We start from the raw sequence: 18,576 nt of genomic DNA on the forward strand, positions 1-18,576 counted from the left end.
CCGTCCGTTCGGGCCCCCCCCCGCCCCCTCCCCTCCCCACCCCCTCGGCCTCTCCTCCCCTCCTCCCTCCTCCCCGCCCCGGTTGCCGTCCGGTGCCACCGCTCACTTCAGCTCACTTCACCGCAGTACGCCCTCCAGGAAGTCGCTGCCCAGTCGGGCCACGACCTGGAGGTCCAGCTGGTGCAGGACGTAACGCCCGCGGCGCCGGGTCTGGAGCAGGCCGGCCTTCTTCAGCACCGCGATGTGGCGCGACACCTCCGGCGACGTGATGCCGAACGCGTTGGCCAGTTCTCCGGTCGTGTGCGGTCCCCGCGAGAGGGTGCGGCACAGCTGCATCCGCATCGGGTGGCCGAGTGCCTCCAGTCGTTGTTGGACGAGTTCCAGCGTGGCGGGTGCCGGCAACTCCGGGCTGGCGACGGGGTATTGGAGCACCGGGCGCCAGCCGGGTGCGTGGCTGAACACCAGATGTGGCCAACCGAACGACGTCGGGATGAACGTGAGGCCGGGGTCGGCCGGGTCGGCGAATCCCGTCGTGCGCCCACTGGCCAGCTTGTCGACCAGGATGCGGGTGGTGCCAGTGCCGTCTTGGGCCTCCTCCAGCGTCAGCGCCAGTGAGGTCGCGGTCAGCGTTTCCGCGAGCCCCTTGCGGCGCAACAACTCGGTCTTGTGTCGTGCGTCGGCGGCCAACTGGATGCTCACCCGCCGCCAGATGTCCCCGAAGAACGCGGCTTCGCAGTCCTCGAAGAGGCGGCGCAGCCACACCCGCAGGCCGTCGGGGTCGGTCAGCATCCGGTCCGTGAACGCCGCCTGCCGTGGTCCGCGAGCCGCCGCCATCTCCCGCACGCGTGCCCGCTCGTGCTCGTCGACCAGGGGCGACGGCGTGGGGCGGGTGTACTTGGGGGAGCAGCTGATCTCGAACGCGGCGGCCACGAACCGCTCGTCGTCGATCCCGTCGAGTTCGTCCAGTTCCTCGGCGAGGGTCGCTCCGGGGCGGGTGGGCAGCAGGATGTCCGAGCGGGCGGACCGCCACAGGAAGTCCGCTTCGCACAGCCGGTCCGCCAGGTCGGTCTTCAGCCCGGCGTTGGTCGCGGTGACCCAACCGTGCAGCCCGGGGTGGTGTCCCGGCTCGGACAGCGCGTGCAGCGCCGCACCCAGCTCCGCCAGCGGTGAGGGCGCGAAGACGAGGCGCTCCAGCGGCAGCCCGGTGATGTCGATGACGTTGGCCATGTGACCATCATGCGCGAGGCCGTGACCTGCGGCGTCGTCGATTGACGGCTCTCGTCAATCGGCGCGCCAGGGGTCGTCCGGCGGTCTCACAGTGAGGGCCATGGACACCATGCAGCAGCACCTCCTCGACAGCTACCGTGCCGCCCAGCGGGGCGAGGCCGCCCCGCCCGCCCCGGGTGAGGCCACCGTCCGCACCGTCCGGGAGATCCGGCAGTGGCGCCGCTTCAAGGCCGTGGTCACCGATCCCGCGGAACGCTGGTGGGGGAGTGACGGGCGCATCGCACGGGGGCTCGCGGCACGGCTGGCTCGCCGCGTCCGGCCCCTGGACGACAGCGCCGCCGCACCGGTCCGTCCCGCTCCCAGCCGACCGGTCGCCGACCGCGAGGCCGGCGCCCGCGGGAGTGCGGACCGTGCCACCACCGCGCTCGCAGGCCGGCCCAACGCCGGAGCGAGCGATGCCTGAGCGGGTCGCCCGGGAACGGTCGCCCAGGAACGGCCGCCCCGGAGCAGTCACCTCGGAGCAGTCACCCCGGAGCCACCTCCGAGCAGCCACCCCGGAGCAGGGCACACCGGGAACGACCGGGCCGCGGCCCTTCCCGCACGTGCCGCGAAGGCGTGGCTGTCACCGGTCCCGCTGCTGCCACCGTCAGTCGTCGATGCGCCGGACGAACTCGCCCACCGCCGTGCGTATCTCCTCCGCCGTCCATTCCAGTGCGGGGGAAGCGACCGTCACCTCCGTCATCGCGACGCCGGGCGGTCCGGTCGAGTCGGGTTCGTACCACTGTGGGAACAGCGCCGTGCGGGTCTCTTCCGCCTGACGGGTGCCGGCTTCGTTCAACACCTGCGGTGAGTGGGGCAGCCACAGCTGGAACTGGTGGGTGTGCGGCTCTTCGGGGTGCACCCGGAACCATGGCACGCCGGCCTCCGCCAGGCCCTCCCGCAAGGCCCGCGCGACGGTCTTGGCCTGGGCGGTGTACTCGGGTAGCCGAGGGAGCTCGTGGTCCAGCCCGACCAGGGCGGCGAGCGCGGTCGGCCACTGCTGGAACAGCTGACCGCCGTAGCGGTGGCGCCAGGCGCGGGCTTCCGCGACGAACTCCTCGGTGCCCGCCAGCGCGGCGCCCGCGATGCCGCCCAGCGACTTGTAGAAGGAGACGTAGACGCTGTCCGCGAGAGCGGCGATCTCCGGGAGCGGTTTGCCGAAGTGCGCGGTGCACTCCCAGAGTCGGGCGCCGTCGAAGTGCACCACCGCGTCGAGGTCCCGGGCCGCGGCGACCACCGACTTCAGCTCCGGCCAGCTGGGGAGGACGTATCCGGCGTCCCGCAGCGGGAGTTCGAGGGCGAGGGTGCCGAACGGTTCCTCCAGGTCGTAGACCTCCGCGGCGGTCGGCAGGCGCGGGGCGCGCGTCGGGTGCACCATGCGCAGTCCGCTGACCACGGCGTAGGCGTGGCGCTCGTGGACCTCCAGGTGGGACAGCGGGTGGCCGGCGACCGTGGCGTTGCCGGTGCGGCCTGCCCAGCAGCGGAGCGCCACCTGTTGCGCCATCGTGCCGGTCGGGAAGAACACGGCGGCCGCGGTGCCCAGGGCTTCGGCGGTGCGGCGCTCCAATGCGCCGACGATGCCGTCGTCGTTGCCGTAGAGGTCCGTCCAGTCGTCGAGGTCGTACGCGCCGGGGGCGTCGGTCGTCAGGCGGGCCAGCCGCTCGGCGAGCGTCTCCGGCGGGCGGGAGCCGGACAGCGTCCGCACCGCACCGCGGTACGCGGCGAACCGTCGCGCCCGGTCGTCGGCCGTGTCGCGCTCCCCGTCGTCCACCACTGGGGTGTCGAGCCCCGTCGTGCGCTGTTGTCCGTTCTCGGTCATGGCCCCCGCCTTCGCTCCGTCCCGCGCCGTCCGCGCCGGGTGTCGGGACCGATCATCGCGCAGCCGGCGACGGCGCCGCGAGGGCTGTGGATAACTCTCCGAACCGGTGCGGAGTGAGGGGTTCCGTTTGTCGTTCGAGACCCTCGTCTCACCCTCCGTACGGCTCTCCGGGCGGCGGGAGGCACTCGCGTAGCATGGCGACGAATCGTCCGGTACCCCTCGCGGACTGGAACGGAAGGCCGTCGCCCCGTGAACCCACATCCCTCCATCGAGGCCCAGGACCGGCCCGCCCGACTCACCGTCGGAGTCGTCGGCGCAGGTCGCGTCGGGCCCGCGCTCGCCGCGGCGCTGCGCCTCGCGGGGCATCGTCCGGTGGCCGTCTCGGGGGTCTCCGACGCCTCCGTCCGACGCGCCGCCGAGATGCTGCCCGGCGTCCCCCTGGTCACCCCGGGCGAGGTGCTCGCCCGTGCGGACCTCGTGTTGTTGACCGTCCCCGACGACGCCCTGGCGGACCTGGTGGCGGGGCTCGTCGAGACCGGTGCGGTACGCCCGGGCCAGCTGCTGGTGCACACCTCCGGCCGCTTCGGAACGGCCGTGCTGGAGCCGGCCACCAGGGCCGGTGCGCTGCCGCTGGCCCTGCACCCGGCCATGACGTTCACCGGGACGTCCGTGGACGTGCAGCGGCTGGCCGGCTGCCCGTTCGGGGTGACCGCCCCGGAGGAACTGCGGATGGCCGCGGAGGCGTTGGTCATCGAGATGGGCGGGGAGCCCGAGTGGATCGCGGAATCTGCCCGTCCGCTCTACCACGCGGCGCTCGCCATCGGCGCGAACTACCTGGTCACCCTGGTGGCGCAGGCCATGGAACTGCTCCAGAAGGCCGGCGTGCAGGCTCCGGACCGGATGCTCGGCCCGCTGCTCGGCGCGGCCCTGGACAACGCGCTGCGGTCCGGTGACGCCGCCCTGACGGGCCCGGTGGCCCGGGGCGACGCCGGCACGGTCGCGGCCCACGTGGCGGAGCTGCGCACGCACGCCCCGCAGGCCCTCGCCGGCTACCTGGCCATGGCCCGCACGACCGCCGACCGGGCGCTGGCGCACGGTCTGCTCAAGCCGGAACTGGCCGAGGAACTGCTGGACGTGCTCGCGGGACCCGCTCCCGACAGCGGTACCGACCCGGGCGCGCGGCCGGGGGAGCAGGGGTCCCCCGACGGCCCCCAGGGCGAGCGGTCCGAAGCCGCCGACCACCCCACCGGCGAACCGCCGGCCGCCCGCCCCCAGGGCACGGACCCCATGAACGCCGCCGGCCCCGCGCCCGCGGACGGTTCCGATGCCCCGGGCGACTCCGCGTCCCCCGACGACCCCGCGTCGCCCGACCACGGCCCCCACGGAGGCGGCTCATGACCTCCTCGCCCGTCAGCCCGCCCCCGGGCACCGCCCGACCGGCCCCGGGCCCCGAGCTCGTCCACACCGCCGCGGAGCTGCGGGCACTGCCGCGCCGCAGCGGCGTCCGCGCCGTTGTCATGACCATGGGTGCGCTGCACGACGGGCACGCCGCCCTGATCCGCGCCGCCCGGGAACGGGTCGGACCGCACGGCCAGGTAGTGGTCACGGTGTTCGTCAACCCCCTGCAGTTCGGGGCGGGCGAGGACCTCGACCGCTACCCGCGGACCCTGGACGACGACGTGGTGCTGGCCGCCGGGGCGGGCGCCGACGCCGTCTTCGCACCGTCGGCCGACGAGGTCTACCCGGGCGGGGAACCGCAGATCCGCATTTCCGCCGGCCCCATGGGCACCGTCCTGGAGGGCGCCAGCCGCCCCGGGCACTTCGACGGGGTGCTCACCGTCGTTGCCAAGCTGCTCCACCTGACCGCGCCGGACCTGGCGCTCTTCGGGGAGAAGGACGCCCAGCAGCTCGCCGTCATCCGACGGATGGCCGCCGACCTGAACTTCCCGGTCGAGATCGTCGGCGTCGCCACGGTCCGGGAGGCCGACGGACTGGCCCGCTCCAGCCGCAACCGCTACCTGTCCGGCCCGGAGCGCCACACCGCGCTCGCGCTGTCCGCGGCGCTGTTCGCCGCCCGCGACCGACTCACCGCCGAGGAGGCACTGCGCGACCGCGCCGCCTCCGCCGGACACCCCGGACAGGACCGTTCCGCGGCACTCGCCGCCCTCGGCGAGGACCGGGCGGCCGCCGACGCGCACGCCGTCGCCCACGCCGCCGGCCCCCTGCACGGCCCGTCCGTGGCCCGCGCCGCGGCCGGTGTGGTGCTGGAGGACGCCGCCCACCTGGACCCGCCGCTCGACCTGGACTACCTGGCGCTGATCGACCCCCGCGACTTCACCGAGGTCCGCGACGGGTACGAGGGCGAGGCGATCCTCGCGGTGGCCGCCAAGGTGGGCACCACCCGGCTCATCGACAACATCCGGCTCGTGTTCCCCGCCGGCGGGGACCCGTCCCCGGCCGTCGCCAAGGAGCCGCACACCGCCTCCCGGGAGGAGCCCGCCGCCTCCCAGGAGCCCACGGCCGGAGCGATCCCCGCAGCCCCCCGGAAAACCAGGAAGTCCACTCCACCTCACGGCCCCCTCGGAGCGACCCGATGACCGCTACCGGAACCGCCGCCGGCCCCACCGGCATACGCCTCACCGCCCCCGCCCCCGGCTGGTCCATCACGGCGGACGTCGTCGTGGTGGGCTCCGGCGTGGCCGGGCTGACCACCGCGCTGCGCTGCGCCGCCGCCGGCCGCCGGACCGTCGTCGTCACCAAGGCCCGGCTCGACGACGGCTCCACCCGTTGGGCACAAGGCGGCATCGCCGCGGCCCTGGGGGACGGCGACAGCCCCGAACAGCACCTGGCCGACACCCTCGTCGCGGGCGCCGGCCTGTGCGACGAGGAGGCCGTGCGGACGCTGGTGACCGAGGGCCCGGACGCCGTCCACCGGCTGATCGCGGCCGGCGCCCGCTTCGACACCGCCGCCGGGAGCGACGAGATCGCGCTCACCAGGGAGGGCGGCCACCACCGCCGCCGGATCGCGCACGCCGGCGGCGACGCGACCGGGGCGGAGATCTCCCGCGCGCTGGTCGCCGCGGTCCGCGCGGCCGACAGCGGCGCGCCCGACGCCCCCACGCCCCGGGGCGACGGCCGGCCGGCGGACCTGCGCACCATCGAGAACGCCCTGGTCCTCGACCTCCTCACGGACGCCGAGGGCCGCACGGCCGGCGTCACCCTGCACGTCATGGGGGAGGGCCAGCACGACGGCGTCGGTGCCGTCCACGCGCCAGCGGTGGTGCTCGCCACCGGGGGCATGGGCCAGGTGTTCTCCGCGACCACCAACCCGCCCGTCTCCACCGGCGACGGGGTGGGCCTGGCGCTGCGCGCCGGCGCCGAGGTCTCGGACCTCGAATTCGTCCAGTTCCACCCGACCGTGCTCTACCTGGGGCCGGACGCGGAGGGCCAACAGCCGCTGATCTCCGAGGCCGTGCGCGGCGAGGGCGCCCACCTGGTCGACGCGGACGGCACCCGCTTCATGGTCGGCCAGCACGAACTCGCCGAACTCGCCCCGCGCGACATCGTGGCCAAGGCGATCATGCGGCGCGCCCAGGAGCAGGGCGTCGGGCACATGTACCTGGACGCCCGGCACTTCGGCGCCCAGATGTGGGAGCACCGCTTCCCGACCATCCTGGCCGCCTGCCGCGCGCACGGCATCGACCCGGTCACCGAGCCGATCCCGGTAGCCCCGGCCGCCCACTACGCCTCCGGCGGCGTCCGCACCGACCTGTACGGCCGGACCACCGTGCCCGGCCTGTACGCGTGCGGCGAGGTGGCCTGCACCGGCGTTCACGGCGCCAACCGGCTGGCCTCCAACTCCCTCCTGGAGGGCCTGGTGTTCGCGGAGCGGATCGCCGCGGACATCACCGCCAACGGGACGACGGCCCCGGCCGCCGCCCCCGTGGAGGCCCGCGCCCCGCTGCCCCTCCTGGTGCCCGAGGCCCGTACCGCCGTCCAACGGATCATGACCGCCGGTGCCGGCGTGCTGCGCAGCGCAGCCAGCCTCGCCCGCGCCGCCGACGACCTCGACCGCCTCCAGCGGGAGGCCGCCGAGGCGGCTGTGGACGCCTCCCCGGCCGCCGCCAAGGCCCCCGAGCCCGGTGTGGAAGCCTGGGAGGCCACCAACCTGCTGTGCGTCGCCCGCGTCCTGGTCGCCGCCGCACGGCGCCGCGAGGAGACCCGCGGCTGCCATTGGCGCGAGGACCACCCGGACCGCGACGATGCCCTGTGGCGCCGGCACTTCCGCATCACCCTCGGCGCCGACCGCACCCTGAACATCCGCACCACACGGACCGCCGGCTTCCCGCCGACCGCCGGCACCGCCCCTCAGCCCGCCCCCACTCCCGATACGGAGCCCACCCCGTGAGCAGCACCCCCGACGACCTCCCCCTCCTCCAGATCGGCCGGCCCGGCGCCGCTGCCGCCGGTGGAGGCTGCGGCGACGCCTGCGGGTGCGCCGCCGACGACGGCGACGGCTACGAGCTGGACCCGCTGACCTGCGGGCTCGACCCCGACCTGGCCGCGCTCCTGCTGACCGCCGGGCTCGACCCCGTCCAGGTGGAGGACATCGCGCACATGGCCATCGAGGAGGACCTCGACCAGGGCGTGGACGTGACGACCGTGGCGACCGTCCCCGAAGACGCCGTCGCCACCGGGGACTTCACGGCCCGTGAGGACGGCACGATCGCCGGGCTGCGGATCGCAGAAGCGGTGCTGTCCGTGGTGTGCACCGACGAGTTCGCCGTCGAACGGCACGTCGAGGACGGCGAACGGGTCGTGGCCGGGCAGAAGTTGCTGTCCGTCACCACGCGCACCCGCGACCTGCTCACCGCCGAGCGCAGCGCGCTCAACCTCCTGGGCCGGCTGTCCGGCATCGCCACCCTGACCCGCACCTGGGCGGACGTCCTCGACGGCACCGCGGCCAAGGTCCGCGACACCCGCAAGACGACGCCGGGCCTGCGCGCCCTGGAGAAGTACGCGGTGCGCTGCGGCGGCGGCGTCAACCACCGCATGTCGCTGTCCGACGCGGCGCTCATCAAGGACAACCACGTCGTGGCGGCGGGCGGCGTCGCGGCGGCGTTCACGGCCGTGCGGAGCGAGTTCCCCGGCGTCCCGATCGAGGTCGAGGTCGACCGGATCGACCAGATCCCGCCGATCCTCGCCGAGGGCGCCGACCTGATCCTGCTGGACAACTTCACGCCGGAGCAGACCCGCGAGGCGGTGGAGCTGGTCGCCGGCCGCGCGATGCTGGAGTCCTCCGGCCGGCTCTCCCTCGACAACGCCGCCGCATACGCCCGGACCGGCGTCGACTACCTCGCGGTGGGCGCGCTCACCCACTCCGCCCGGGTCCTCGACATCGGCCTGGACCTGCGCGAGGGCGACGACGCCGACGCCCCCGCCGGCCCGCACGACGACGAGAGCCGCTGACCATGTTGCTGACCATCGACGTAGGCAACACGCACACCGTGCTGGGCCTGTTCGACGGTGACGAGATCGTCGAGCACTGGCGGATCTCCACCGACTCCCGGCGGACCGCCGACGAACTGGCCGTCCTGCTCCAGGGCCTGATGGGCATGCACCCGCTGCTCGGGGACGACCTGGGCGACAACATCGAGGGCATCTCCATCTGCTCCACGGTCCCCTCGGTGCTCCACGAGCTGCGCGAGGTGACCCGCCGCTACTACGGGGACGTCCCCGCCGTCCTGGTGGAACCGGGCGTCAAAACGGGCGTCCCGATCCTCATGGACAACCCCAAGGAGGTCGGCGCCGACCGGATCATCAACGCGCTGGCGGCCGTCGAGCTGTACGGCGGCCCCGCGGTCGTCGTCGACTTCGGCACCGCGACCACCTTCGACGCGGTGAGCACCCGAGGGGAGTACGTCGGCGGCGTGATCGCCCCCGGCATCGAGATCTCCGTGGACGCACTGGGCGTCAAGGGCGCCCAGCTCCGCAAGATCGAACTGGCCCGGCCGCGCAGCGTCATCGGCAAGAACACCGTCGAGGCGATGCAGTCCGGCATCCTCTACGGCTTCGCCGGCCAGGTGGACGGCGTGGTGCAGCGGATGGCCCGGGAACTGGCCGACGACCCCGACGACGTGACGGTGATCGCCACCGGCGGGCTGGCCCCGATGGTGCTCGGCGAGTCCTCGGTGATCGACGAGCACGAGCCCTGGCTCACCCTCATCGGCCTGCGGCTGGTGTACGAGCGCAACGTGGGCCGGCTGTAACCACGGCCCGCGGGCAGCAGGGGCGCGCCCGGCACCGCACTGGCGCGCCCGTGTGACGTGCGCCCCGCTGCCGCGCCACCGATCCAAATTAAGAGGCTTTTGTCCGAATTAGTCGTAAAGTCGCGGCATGCCAATGCCATACGGATCCCGCGGCGGCATGGCCTTCGGCGCCGATGAGTTGCGTGTTCTCCGTCGCGCCCTCGCCCATGCCCTCCAGACGACCTCCCGCGCCGCGCCCCTGGGCGTCCCCGCCCCCGACCGGTCGCAGGACGTCCAGGAATACCTCCGGCTGGCGGAGGCGGTGGACGAGGCGGTCCGCGAAGGCGCCCGCCTGCGCGCCTTCCTGCTCGCCGACCTCGCCCGCTACCGCGACGCCCTGCCCGGCGCCGCCACCGGCTACCTCGCGCGGCTCCAGGAGGCGCTGACGGCCGGTCACGTCCCCGGCCCCGACGACCTCGCCGCGCTGCGCGCGCTGCTCGCCCGGCCCGCCGTCGAGACCGAGCGCAAACGCCGCAGCGCCCTCCTCCGGCACTGCGAGCGACTGGCCGAACAATCCGTACGGGCCCGGCTGCGCGCGCTGCCCGGCGGGCGCTCCGGCGCCTCCCCGCACGCCCCGTCGAACGGCCGCACCGGCGCCCGCCCGCGCCCTCCGGCCCTGGCCTCCCGCAGCGCCGCGACCACCGGGGCGGACTCCGAGACGGACCCGAAGCAGGACCCCCAACAGGAACCGCGACCGGGACCCCGCCGGGAGCCGCCCAAGCCCGGGCAGCGCCCCAGGGAGCCCCGACCCGACCGCCCGATCCCGACGCCGGGCGAGGTGTTCCCGCCCCGCCGCAAGCCGGCCCCGCCCCCGGAGACCCGCACCGCCTGAGCGCTGCGTACTCTGGCGGGGTAGTCGTCGCGGGCTCATGCCCTGAAGGAGGCCCCTGCCATGGATTACGTTGCCGCGCTGCTCCCGCCCGTAGTGATGGCCGTCGCCTTCACCTGCCTGATCGTCACGATCATCAAGAGCCAGGGCGGTCAGAACAAGTCGAAGGAGGACGCGGCCGTCGACGAGGCGTTCGCCCGCGCCGAGGCCGCCGGGCAGGAGCCCAAGGCGTTCGGCGCCTGAACCGCCCCCATTTCCGGCGGATCACCCGCTCAGTACGGCCCGGGATTGACCGTCCCGGGCCGTACTTCCTTTTTCCGGACCAAACGCAACCAGATCAACCGGCATTCGCGACATCTCCCACTATTCTTCTTGTGTGCCGAGACGCTTGGGTGATCTGGAAGACGCGGTGATGACGCGGGTCTGGGAGTGGAACCGCCCGGTGACCGTTCGAGAAGTTCTGGAGGATCTCCAGAAGGAACGGTCGATCGCCTACACCACGGTCATGACCGTATTGGACAACCTGCATCAGAAGGGCTGGGTGCGCCGCGAAGCCGAAGGCCGCGCCTATCGATATGAGGCGGTCTCCACTCGCGCCGCCTACTCGGCCGCACTGATGAACGAAGCGTGGTCCGCCAGTGACAACCCCGCGGCCGCACTAGTGGCCTTCTTCGGCATGATGTCGACGGAACAACGGCAAGCCCTCCGCGATGCCGTACGGATGGTGCAGGTCGACGATCGGCCCGTCGCCGAGGAAGAACAGCCGGCGCCCCCGGAACACCCCGGGGAACCAGCCCGGGAAGAAGAGCCGCAAGCCGCGGATGAAGCGCCGGCCGGCGAAGGAGTTGAACCCGGAGCGGAGCCCGGCGGCAAGGAGCGATAGCGTCCGGGCATGCCAGCGCATTCAAAAGGCCTCACCGTCCGCCGTGCCCGGACCAGCGATGTACCGGCGGTCCGCCGCCTCATCGACGCCTACTCGCGCGACGGGATCCTGCTCGACAAAGCCACCGTCACGCTTTACGAGGACATCCAGGAGTTCTGGGTGGCGGAGCGCGACGAGGACGGCGAGGTCGTCGGCTGCGGAGCACTGCACGTCATGTGGGAAGACCTGGCCGAGGTCCGCACCCTGGCGGTGGACCGGACGGAACGCGGCACCGGGGTCGGCCACCACGTCCTGGCCAAGCTGCTGGCCACCGCCCGCTGGCTGGGAGTGCGGCGAATTTTCTGCCTCACCTTCGAAGTCGACTTCTTCGCCAAGCACGGCTTCGTGGAGATCGGCGAGACACCCGTAGACGGGGATGTGTACAGCGAACTGCTGCGTTCCTATGACGAGGGCGTTGCGGAGTTCCTCGGGCTCGAACGAGTGAAGCCCAACACCCTGGGCAACAGCCGCATGCTTCTGCACCTGTGATCAGCGTTCTATGTCCGAATCGCTCCCCTATCTCATGGCTACGGAAGCATGCGTTCCCCGTCGGGTGGGCAAGTGAACCCTACCCAAGGGTTTGTGTTTTTCCCGGAAAAGCGGTTTGCTTTCCGTCGTAATCCGCATTCGATGAAAGGGAATCCTGGTGGCACAGAAGGTTCAGGTTCTTCTTGTCGACGACCTCGACGGTGGCGAGGCCAACGAGACCGTGACGTTCGCTCTCGACGGTAAGTCCTACGAGATCGACCTCTCCGACGCCAACGCGGAGAAGCTTCGCGACTCGCTCGCCGACTTCGTGAAGGCCGGCCGCAAGACCGGTGGCCGTTCCGCTGGCCGCGGCAAGGCCCGCGCGGCTTCCGTCGGCTCCCCGGACACCGCGAAGATCCGCGCCTGGGCGAAGGAGAACGGCTACAACGTCAATGACCGTGGCCGTGTCCCCGCCGACATTCGCGAGGCATTCGAGAAGGCCAACGGCTGATCGCCGTACGCGCGATCCGATTGACCATTACGAGCACGTACCAATCGGGCCCGGTGGCACTCCGTTGCCGCCGTGCTCACGAGCCGTACGAGGTCGGGGGCGCCCCCACCGTCCCCGATTCCTGCCCCGATCCCCGTGGTGGGCAGGGAATTCTCCGCCTCGTACCCAGGTCGGGGAGGCCGCACCCACCCCGCGGCCTCCCGCGGGCCACAGTCGCCCGATGCGCGGCCCCGTGAGGGCAGCGCCGGCGCCGGCATCCGCCCGCCGGCCCCGCGCGCGGTGAGATCCGCCGCCAGGGTGCCCCACTCCAGCCAGTCCAGAATTCCCGGGAGTTCCTCCGCGCCGCCGGCCGCGATGAGCAGGAGCAGTTTCGGTCGATCCTGCGCCGCCTTCGCGCCCCCTCCGGGCCGCAGCAGCGCGACCGGGCCGGTCCGCGGCACCCGCCGCAGCACGGCGCCGCCCGCATCGGCGGGCATCTCCAGGACGTCGAAGCGCACCCCCGTGAGCAGCTCCAGCGGCTGGGTGCCGGTGGTCGCCCAGCCCAGCTCCTCCTCGTACCACCGGCGGACGGTGGCGCGAGGGGCGCGGGGTCGTGGAAGCGCGGGGGCCATGCCCGGTGCAACTCCCGACCCGGCGGAAGGTTACGTGGCGTGCGTGAACGGTTGCGTTGCGTATGCGCCTGAGGGGAGTGCGGAAGCATCCCTGGGTGCGCGGATGTTCGCCCGTAGCGGAGGGGAAAGGCCCACGCCGCATGGACTGTCAGTGGCAGCGGGTAAGAAAGTCTCAGTGGGAAGGGACGCTGTGACCGGCGCGCTCGGCGGTTTGTTGCCAGTTCTGGTCGGCGGCGGGCGGTGTGTCGGCGAGGGGCGCGTTCGCCACGGGCGTAGTGGCGGCATGCGTATATGCCTGGCCTGCGGGAACATCGTCTCGCACCATCGAGTTGGAGCAGATGTCAGCTGTTCGGCAGTAAATTTCCCCGTCGGAGCGGGGTGATCCGGACGGGTGTCGGCAGTTGGAATGAGCTGTCCCGCCCTGCGGGACTAGCATGCGGAAGGACAGGGAGGGGACCGACCCCTAACTGCCTGACCGCTCTGAGGAGCGATTAACGATGTTCGAGAGGTTCACCGACCGTGCGCGGCGGGTTGTCGTCCTGGCTCAGGAAGAAGCCCGGATGCTCAACCACAACTACATCGGCACCGAACACATCCTCCTGGGTCTGATCCACGAGGGTGAGGGTGTCGCCGCTAAGGCCCTGGAGAGCCTCGGCATTTCGCTCGAGGCGGTCCGCCAGCAGGTGGAGGAGATCATCGGTCAGGGTCAGCAGGCCCCGTCCGGTCACATTCCCTTCACCCCCCGTGCCAAGAAGGTCCTGGAGCTTTCGCTCCGCGAGGCCCTCCAGCTCGGCCACAACTACATCGGCACCGAGCACATTCTGCTCGGCCTGATCCGCGAGGGCGAGGGCGTCGCCGCCCAGGTCCTCGTGAAGCTGGGCGCCGACCTGAACCGGGTGCGGCAGCAGGTCATCCAGCTGCTCTCCGGCTACCAGGGCAAGGAGGCCGCCACCGCCGGCGGCCCCGCCGAGGGCACGCCTTCGACCTCCCTCGTCCTGGACCAGTTCGGCCGCAACCTCACGCAGGCCGCCCGGGAGACCAAGCTCGACCCGGTCATCGGGCGCGAGAAGGAAATCGAGCGGGTCATGCAGGTGCTGTCCCGCCGCACCAAGAACAACCCGGTCCTCATCGGCGAGCCCGGCGTCGGCAAGACGGCGGTCGTCGAGGGCCTGGCGCAGGCCATCGTCAAGGGCGAGGTGCCCGAGACCCTCAAGGACAAGCACCTCTACACCCTCGACCTGGGTGCCCTGGTCGCCGGCTCCCGGTACCGCGGTGACTTCGAAGAGCGCCTGAAGAAGGTCCTCAAGGAGATCCGCACCCGCGGCGACATCATCCTGTTCATCGACGAGCTGCACACCCTGGTCGGCGCGGGCGCCGCCGAGGGCGCCATCGACGCGGCCAGCATCCTCAAGCCGATGCTGGCGCGCGGCGAGCTGCAGACCATCGGTGCGACGACGCTCGACGAGTACCGCAAGCACCTGGAGAAGGACGCGGCCCTGGAGCGCCGCTTCCAGCCGATCCAGGTCGCCGAGCCGTCGCTGCCGCACACCATCGAGATCCTCAAGGGCCTGCGGGACCGCTACGAGGCGCACCACCGCGTGTCCATCACGGACGCCGCCCTGGTCGCCGCGGCCACCCTCGCCGACCGCTACATCTCCGACCGCTTCTTGCCGGACAAGGCGATCGACCTGATCGACGAGGCCGGTTCCCGGATGCGCATCCGTCGGATGACCGCGCCGCCGGACCTGCGCGAGTTCGACGAGAAGATCGCCGACGTGCGCCGCGAGAAGGAGTCCGCGATCGACTCGCAGGACTTCGAGATGGCCGCCGGCCTGCGCGACAAGGAGAAGCAGCTCCTGGCCGCGAAGGCGAAGCGGGAGAAGGAGTGGAAGGCCGGCGACATGGACGTCGTCGCCGAGGTCGACGAGGAGCTGATCGCCGAGGTCCTCGCCACGGCGACGGGCATCCCGGTCTTCAAGCTCACCGAGGAGGAGTCCTCGCGGCTCCTGCGGATGGAAGACGAGCTGCACAAGCGCGTCATCGGTCAGAAGGACGCCATCAAGGCGCTCTCCCAGGCCATCCGCCGTACCCGTGCCGGTCTGAAGGACCCCAAGCGTCCCGGTGGCTCGTTCATCTTCGCCGGTCCGTCCGGTGTCGGTAAGACCGAGCTGTCCAAGACGCTCGCCGAGTTCCTCTTCGGCGACGAGGACGCGCTGATCTCCCTCGACATGTCGGAGTTCAGCGAGAAGCACACGGTCTCCCGGCTCTTCGGTTCGCCCCCCGGCTACGTGGGCTACGAAGAGGGCGGCCAGCTGACCGAGAAGGTCCGGCGCAAGCCGTTCTCGGTGGTCCTCTTCGACGAGGTCGAGAAGGCCCACCCGGACATCTTCAACTCGCTGTTGCAGATCCTGGAGGACGGTCGCCTGACCGACTCCCAGGGCCGGGTCGTGGACTTCAAGAACACGGTCATCATCATGACCACCAACCTCGGCACCCGGGACATCTCCAAGGGCTTCAACCTGGGCTTCGCCGCCCAGGGCGACGTCAAGACCGGCTACGAGCGGATGAAGGCCAAGGTCAACGAGGAGCTCAAGCAGCACTTCCGGCCCGAGTTCCTCAACCGTGTCGACGACACCGTCGTCTTCCACCAGCTCACCGAGGAAGACATCATCCAGATCGTCGACCTCATGATCAACAAGGTGGACGAGCGGCTCAAGGACCGCGACATGGGCATCGAGCTCAGCAGCGAGGCCAAGTCGCTGCTGGCCAAGCGCGGGTACGACCCGGTGCTCGGCGCCCGTCCGCTGCGCCGCACGATCCAGCGTGAGATCGAGGACGCCCTCTCGGAGAAGATCCTCTTCAGCGAGCTGCGTCCGGGCCACATCGTGGTCGTCGACGTGGAGGGTGAGGGCGAGGCCACCAAGTTCACCTTCCGCGGCGAGGAGAAGGCGGCGGTGCCGAGTGCCCCGCCGGTGGAATCCGCGACGGGTGGCTCCGGTCCCAACCTGAGCAAGGACGCGTAGTTCCGCTCTACGTCGAACCGCCCCGGAACCGTTCTACGGTTCCGGGGCGGTTTTGCGTTGCCCGGGTTCCGGGGCGGGGCGGTTGCTCGTATTGGTGAGGCTGAGGGTTTTCATCACCTGGGGGAGACGGACGCCCCGGGGAATGCGGGAGGCTGATTCTCCTTCCGTCAGGCCGAAGGGGAAGTCCTCCAGGTCGTCGAGGCGAGAGAGGGCACGCCACTGGTCCGCGGCGAAATCGCCGGCGGCTTCGCCGAGATCGTCCATTCCGCGCGGGGCGCGCACGCCGACGCCGCGGGGGCCGCTGATCCCCGGATATCGCAGCGGTAGGCCGGTGAGTGGTGCGACGGATGTGACGGCGGGGCAGTCACGGAGGGCCAGGGATTCCAGCGCCGGGAACTCGCGGAGGAATGCCAGGTCGCCGACGACGGGATTGTCGGCCGGTACGAGACGCCCGAGCTGCTCCGGGACGAGTCCGTCGAGGAGATCCGCGACGGGGAATTCGCCACTGACGGTGATGCGGCTTCGCCCACCGACCGATTTCAGCAGGCGCAGTTCGGCAGGGGAGGGAACGGCGAGGCTGGTGTCGGCGCCGAGGTGCTGGAGGATCTCCTCCGCGTAGCGCTCGGTGCCGTGCTTCGCCCATTGAGCGCCCAACTGGGAGCGGAGGGTGGGCGATCCGCCAGCGCGGCGGGGCCGAGGGCGACGGCCTGGACGCCGTCCATGGCGAGGGGGCCGAGGCCGGCGAGGGTGGCGGCGGGGGCGTTGGCGACGGCCGTCTCCACGAGCGGTGCGACGGCGCCGGACGTGAGGCGGATGCCCAGTGCTGACGGGTCCATGTGTGGTCCGTTCCCCCCCCGGCCGGTACGGCCTGCTGGCTGTGGTGTTGTCCGGGCCAGGTCAGGAGGGTGGGCGGGGGCCGGTCAGGCGTTTTCGGATATTGCGGGGGCGGTGGATCGGTAATTGCGTAACCAGGGTCACAGATTTCCCGTAACCCGGGTCACATTGGTTCTCGGAATTGTGTAGCGCGGGTCACTCGGCGGCTCTTTGTTCTCGTGACATGACGCACAGGGATTTTGGTCCTACTAGGGGGAGTAGGGGTGTTGCGGGGGGTGGGAGGTGTGCCCGGTGGGGGTGTAAAAGTGCAGGTGGAAGTGGGTTTGGGGGGTGGCTGGGGGCGGGCTCGGGGTGAGTCCTGAGCGCGGTGGATATTACGGGGCCCGGTAGTAGAAAGGGGGCCTTGGCGCCAGGGCGGAGGCGGGTTACCAAGGAATGGCGATCCCGGACCGCAGCCGGGAAAACCAATTCACTTCTCCCTGGAGGAAAAACCCGCATGCCGAAGTTTGCCGCGATACGCAATTCCAAGAACTCCACCAAGACCGGCAAGTCCGCGCTGCGTCACCGGGTGGCCCTCGTGGCCGCCGGCGCCGGCATCACCGCCGCGCTGGGCGCCGGTGTCGCCACCGCCGCCGACAGTGGGCTGCTGCACCTGACCGCGGGCGCCGGCAAGGCCGTCGCCGCGCAGGCCGACGCGCAGGCCAAGGCCGCCACGGACGCCAAGGCGGCCGCGGCGAAGGCCAAGGTGGACGCGGCGAAGAAGGCCAACGCCTGGGTGAAGCCGGTCGAGAGCTACGTCCTCGGCGAGCCCTTCGGCATCCCCGGCAGCCACTGGGCCCACAAGCACAGCGGTCAGGACTTCGTCGTGCCGACCGGCACCCAGGTCCACGCCGTCCACGCGGGCACGGTCGTCAAGGCCGGTCCGAACGGCGGCGGCGACGGTCCGGCCTACGGCAACGCGATCGTGATCAAGCACGCCGACGGGATGTACACCCAGTACGCGCACCTGTCACAGATCCAGGTCCAGGTGGGTCAGCAGGTCTCCACCGGCCAGCAGATCGGCCTGTCCGGCAGCACCGGCAACTCCACCGGCCCGCACCTGCACTTCGAGGTCCGCACCGGCCCCAACTACGGGTCGGGCATCGAGCCGACCGGATTCCTGCGGGCTCACGGCGACGCCGTCTGAGCTGAATCCGGCCGGGCTGGCCGGCGGCCCGGCGGGTTCGCCGCCGTGACCAGTTCTGTGGCGACCCTGAGGACGGCTTCGCGCTTGTCCTCGGGGTCGCCCTCCATTTCCTGCATCGCGAACATCCCCGCGTGCATGGTGAACAGCGCGGTGAGGCAGCGCACCTGGTCCACCAGCTCGGCGTCGTCCTCCTTGAGCAGGCCGTAGAGCGTCAGCATCCGCTCCTTGAAGCGCAGCCCGATGGTCAGGTCACGGACGGTGGCCTGGTTTTCCTGCATGAAACGGAAAAGGGCCTCGGCGGACCGCAGCGACTCGTGGTAGCGGCGGATGACCTCCTGCTTCGTCTCCAAGGTGCGCGGCTGCTCCTGTGCCCAGACGATCAGCTCGTCGACGGGCCGCCCCAGGTCCTCGAAGAGGCTGACGACGATGTCTTCCTTGGTCTTGAAGTGGTAATAGAGCGCGGCCTTGGTGACGTCGAGCTGTTCGGCGATCTCCCGTAGCGAGGTCTTCTCGTAGCCGTGTTCGGAGAACAGCTCCAGGGCGACGTCCTGGATGCGCTGACGGGTGTTCCCCCGGCGCGGCTGTGATGCGCTGCTCATGCTGCTCTCCTGCGTGACGGCGGTGTCGGTGCGGGGTCGGGCGCGGCCCGTTCCTCCAGCAATCATCTGCTGCCCCGCTGGTCACGGACCTACCCACCCCGGCGCCAAGAAACTTACTTGACGCCCGGCTAGTAACCCTCTTATCTTGCACTGTACAGAACTAGCCGGGCGGCAAGTAAGTAAGAAACGATGGGGAAGTG

Annotated in this window: 19 protein-coding genes; 13 read left to right on the forward strand and 6 right to left on the reverse strand. The window is 71.5% G+C overall.

The genetic code is table 11. The features are described from left to right. Window positions 1–117 precede the first annotated feature (117 nt). Window positions 118–1,227, reverse strand: coding sequence for a DUF5937 family protein (locus ABD385_RS35085; protein WP_344583553.1), 1,110 nt, complete (start codon window positions 1,225–1,227; stop codon window positions 118–120). A gap of 100 nt (window positions 1,228–1,327) precedes the next feature. Between ABD385_RS35085 and ABD385_RS35090 the strand changes: the two genes are divergently transcribed. Beyond that, the gene (locus tag ABD385_RS35090; protein ID WP_344583554.1) at window positions 1,328–1,690 is read left to right on the forward strand and encodes a hypothetical protein; all 363 of its coding nucleotides are present in this window, start codon (window positions 1,328–1,330) and stop codon (window positions 1,688–1,690) included. A 183-nt stretch (window positions 1,691–1,873) separates the two neighbouring features. On the opposite strand, the gene ABD385_RS35095 is transcribed toward ABD385_RS35090, so the two are convergent. After that, window positions 1,874–3,085 carry a threonine aldolase family protein gene (locus tag ABD385_RS35095; RefSeq protein WP_344583556.1) on the reverse strand — a complete coding sequence of 404 codons (1,212 nt, stop codon included), beginning with the start codon at window positions 3,083–3,085 and terminating at the stop codon, window positions 1,874–1,876. A gap of 249 nt (window positions 3,086–3,334) precedes the next feature. Here ABD385_RS35095 and ABD385_RS35100 point away from each other — a divergent pair, with 249 nt between their 5' ends. The 10 genes from ABD385_RS35100 (at window position 3,335) to ABD385_RS35145 (ending at window position 12,123) form a co-directional block, all read left to right on the forward strand. Then, a complete protein-coding gene (locus ABD385_RS35100) occupies window positions 3,335–4,483 on the forward strand; it encodes a Rossmann-like and DUF2520 domain-containing protein (protein WP_344583557.1) in 1,149 nt (382 codons plus the stop codon). Beyond that, window positions 4,480–5,682: a pantoate--beta-alanine ligase gene (panC, locus tag ABD385_RS35105; protein WP_344583558.1), complete on the forward strand. Its 1,203-nt coding sequence runs from the start codon at window positions 4,480–4,482 to the stop codon at window positions 5,680–5,682. The genes ABD385_RS35100 and panC overlap by 4 nt, the downstream gene beginning before the upstream one ends. Beyond that, window positions 5,679–7,493: an L-aspartate oxidase gene (locus ABD385_RS35110; protein ID WP_344583560.1), complete on the forward strand. Its 1,815-nt coding sequence runs from the start codon at window positions 5,679–5,681 to the stop codon at window positions 7,491–7,493. Before panC ends, ABD385_RS35110 begins: the two co-directional genes overlap by 4 nt. Beyond that, on the forward strand, window positions 7,490–8,554 hold the full coding sequence (nadC, locus tag ABD385_RS35115) for a carboxylating nicotinate-nucleotide diphosphorylase (RefSeq protein ID WP_344583562.1): 1,065 nt from the start codon (window positions 7,490–7,492) through the stop codon (window positions 8,552–8,554). Before ABD385_RS35110 ends, nadC begins: the two co-directional genes overlap by 4 nt. A 2-nt stretch (window positions 8,555–8,556) precedes the next feature. Continuing rightward, complete coding sequence (locus ABD385_RS35120) at window positions 8,557–9,354, forward strand: type III pantothenate kinase (RefSeq protein ID WP_344583563.1); 798 nt, start codon at window positions 8,557–8,559, stop codon at window positions 9,352–9,354. A gap of 157 nt (window positions 9,355–9,511) precedes the next feature. Continuing rightward, window positions 9,512–10,225 (forward strand): hypothetical protein, encoded by a 714-nt coding sequence (locus tag ABD385_RS35125; RefSeq protein ID WP_344583624.1) that lies wholly within the window; start codon window positions 9,512–9,514, stop codon window positions 10,223–10,225. Between the two features lie 60 nt (window positions 10,226–10,285). Beyond that, window positions 10,286–10,465, forward strand: coding sequence for a hypothetical protein (locus ABD385_RS35130; RefSeq protein ID WP_344583564.1), 180 nt, complete (start codon window positions 10,286–10,288; stop codon window positions 10,463–10,465). Between the two features lie 169 nt (window positions 10,466–10,634). Then, on the forward strand, window positions 10,635–11,105 hold the full coding sequence (locus tag ABD385_RS35135; protein WP_425585550.1) for a BlaI/MecI/CopY family transcriptional regulator: 471 nt from the start codon (window positions 10,635–10,637) through the stop codon (window positions 11,103–11,105). A gap of 9 nt (window positions 11,106–11,114) precedes the next feature. Beyond that, the gene (locus ABD385_RS35140; RefSeq protein WP_344583567.1) at window positions 11,115–11,633 is read left to right on the forward strand and encodes an amino-acid N-acetyltransferase; all 519 of its coding nucleotides are present in this window, start codon (window positions 11,115–11,117) and stop codon (window positions 11,631–11,633) included. A 157-nt stretch (window positions 11,634–11,790) separates the two neighbouring features. Then, the gene (locus tag ABD385_RS35145; RefSeq protein WP_344583568.1) at window positions 11,791–12,123 is read left to right on the forward strand and encodes a histone-like nucleoid-structuring protein Lsr2; all 333 of its coding nucleotides are present in this window, start codon (window positions 11,791–11,793) and stop codon (window positions 12,121–12,123) included. Here the strand turns inward: ABD385_RS35145 and ABD385_RS35150 are convergent. Continuing rightward, the gene (locus ABD385_RS35150) at window positions 12,054–12,734 is read right to left on the reverse strand and encodes an SCO3374 family protein (protein WP_344583569.1); all 681 of its coding nucleotides are present in this window, start codon (window positions 12,732–12,734) and stop codon (window positions 12,054–12,056) included. The two genes, ABD385_RS35145 and ABD385_RS35150, sit on opposite strands and share 70 nt — an antisense overlap. A gap of 497 nt (window positions 12,735–13,231) precedes the next feature. Here ABD385_RS35150 and ABD385_RS35155 point away from each other — a divergent pair, with 497 nt between their 5' ends. Next, a complete protein-coding gene (locus ABD385_RS35155; RefSeq protein ID WP_344583570.1) occupies window positions 13,232–15,757 on the forward strand; it encodes an ATP-dependent Clp protease ATP-binding subunit in 2,526 nt (841 codons plus the stop codon). A gap of 33 nt (window positions 15,758–15,790) precedes the next feature. Here the strand turns inward: ABD385_RS35155 and ABD385_RS35160 are convergent, their stop codons facing one another. Both ABD385_RS35160 and ABD385_RS41450 read right to left on the reverse strand, forming a co-directional pair. Then, window positions 15,791–16,411, reverse strand: a complete 621-nt coding sequence (locus ABD385_RS35160) for a hypothetical protein (protein ID WP_344583571.1) — start codon at window positions 16,409–16,411, stop codon at window positions 15,791–15,793. Then, window positions 16,297–16,593, reverse strand: a complete 297-nt coding sequence (locus ABD385_RS41450; RefSeq protein WP_425585547.1) for an NACHT N-terminal Helical domain 1-containing protein — start codon at window positions 16,591–16,593, stop codon at window positions 16,297–16,299. Before ABD385_RS41450 ends, ABD385_RS35160 begins: the two co-directional genes overlap by 115 nt. Window positions 16,594–17,087: 494 nt before the next feature. On the opposite strand from ABD385_RS41450, the gene ABD385_RS35165 reads away from it, so the two are divergent. Then, window positions 17,088–17,777 carry a M23 family metallopeptidase gene (locus ABD385_RS35165; RefSeq protein WP_344583572.1) on the forward strand — a complete coding sequence of 230 codons (690 nt, stop codon included), beginning with the start codon at window positions 17,088–17,090 and terminating at the stop codon, window positions 17,775–17,777. On the opposite strand, the gene ABD385_RS35170 is transcribed toward ABD385_RS35165, so the two are convergent. Beyond that, on the reverse strand, window positions 17,759–18,376 hold the full coding sequence (locus ABD385_RS35170) for a TetR/AcrR family transcriptional regulator (RefSeq protein WP_344583574.1): 618 nt from the start codon (window positions 18,374–18,376) through the stop codon (window positions 17,759–17,761). The two genes, ABD385_RS35165 and ABD385_RS35170, sit on opposite strands and share 19 nt — an antisense overlap. Window positions 18,377–18,576 lie beyond the last annotated feature (200 nt).

This window comes from Streptomyces lunalinharesii (genome assembly GCF_039532155.1).
Lineage (GTDB): Bacteria > Actinomycetota > Actinomycetes > Streptomycetales > Streptomycetaceae > Streptomyces > Streptomyces lunalinharesii.

Excerpts from the sequence above, each read along its gene's own strand:
- ABD385_RS35150 (WP_344583569.1), bottom strand. The coding sequence starts at position 12,734 with ATGGCCCCCGCGCTTCCACGACCCCGCGCCCCTCGCGCCACCGTCCGC.
- ABD385_RS35135 (WP_425585550.1), top strand. The coding sequence starts at position 10,635 with ATGACGCGGGTCTGGGAGTGGAACCGCCCGGTGACCGTTCGAGAAGTT.
- ABD385_RS35095 (WP_344583556.1), bottom strand. The coding sequence starts at position 3,085 with ATGACCGAGAACGGACAACAGCGCACGACGGGGCTCGACACCCCAGTG.
- ABD385_RS35155 (WP_344583570.1), top strand. The coding sequence starts at position 13,232 with ATGTTCGAGAGGTTCACCGACCGTGCGCGGCGGGTTGTCGTCCTGGCT.
- ABD385_RS35170 (WP_344583574.1), bottom strand. The coding sequence starts at position 18,376 with ATGAGCAGCGCATCACAGCCGCGCCGGGGGAACACCCGTCAGCGCATC.
- ABD385_RS41450 (WP_425585547.1), bottom strand. The coding sequence starts at position 16,593 with ATGGACCCGTCAGCACTGGGCATCCGCCTCACGTCCGGCGCCGTCGCA.
- ABD385_RS35125 (WP_344583624.1), top strand. The coding sequence starts at position 9,512 with ATGGCCTTCGGCGCCGATGAGTTGCGTGTTCTCCGTCGCGCCCTCGCC.
- panC (WP_344583558.1), top strand. The coding sequence starts at position 4,480 with ATGACCTCCTCGCCCGTCAGCCCGCCCCCGGGCACCGCCCGACCGGCC.
- ABD385_RS35140 (WP_344583567.1), top strand. The coding sequence starts at position 11,115 with ATGCCAGCGCATTCAAAAGGCCTCACCGTCCGCCGTGCCCGGACCAGC.
- ABD385_RS35085 (WP_344583553.1), bottom strand. The coding sequence starts at position 1,227 with ATGGCCAACGTCATCGACATCACCGGGCTGCCGCTGGAGCGCCTCGTC.
- ABD385_RS35120 (WP_344583563.1), top strand. The coding sequence starts at position 8,557 with ATGTTGCTGACCATCGACGTAGGCAACACGCACACCGTGCTGGGCCTG.
- ABD385_RS35110 (WP_344583560.1), top strand. The coding sequence starts at position 5,679 with ATGACCGCTACCGGAACCGCCGCCGGCCCCACCGGCATACGCCTCACC.
- ABD385_RS35130 (WP_344583564.1), top strand. The coding sequence starts at position 10,286 with ATGGATTACGTTGCCGCGCTGCTCCCGCCCGTAGTGATGGCCGTCGCC.
- ABD385_RS35165 (WP_344583572.1), top strand. The coding sequence starts at position 17,088 with ATGCCGAAGTTTGCCGCGATACGCAATTCCAAGAACTCCACCAAGACC.
- ABD385_RS35090 (WP_344583554.1), top strand. The coding sequence starts at position 1,328 with ATGGACACCATGCAGCAGCACCTCCTCGACAGCTACCGTGCCGCCCAG.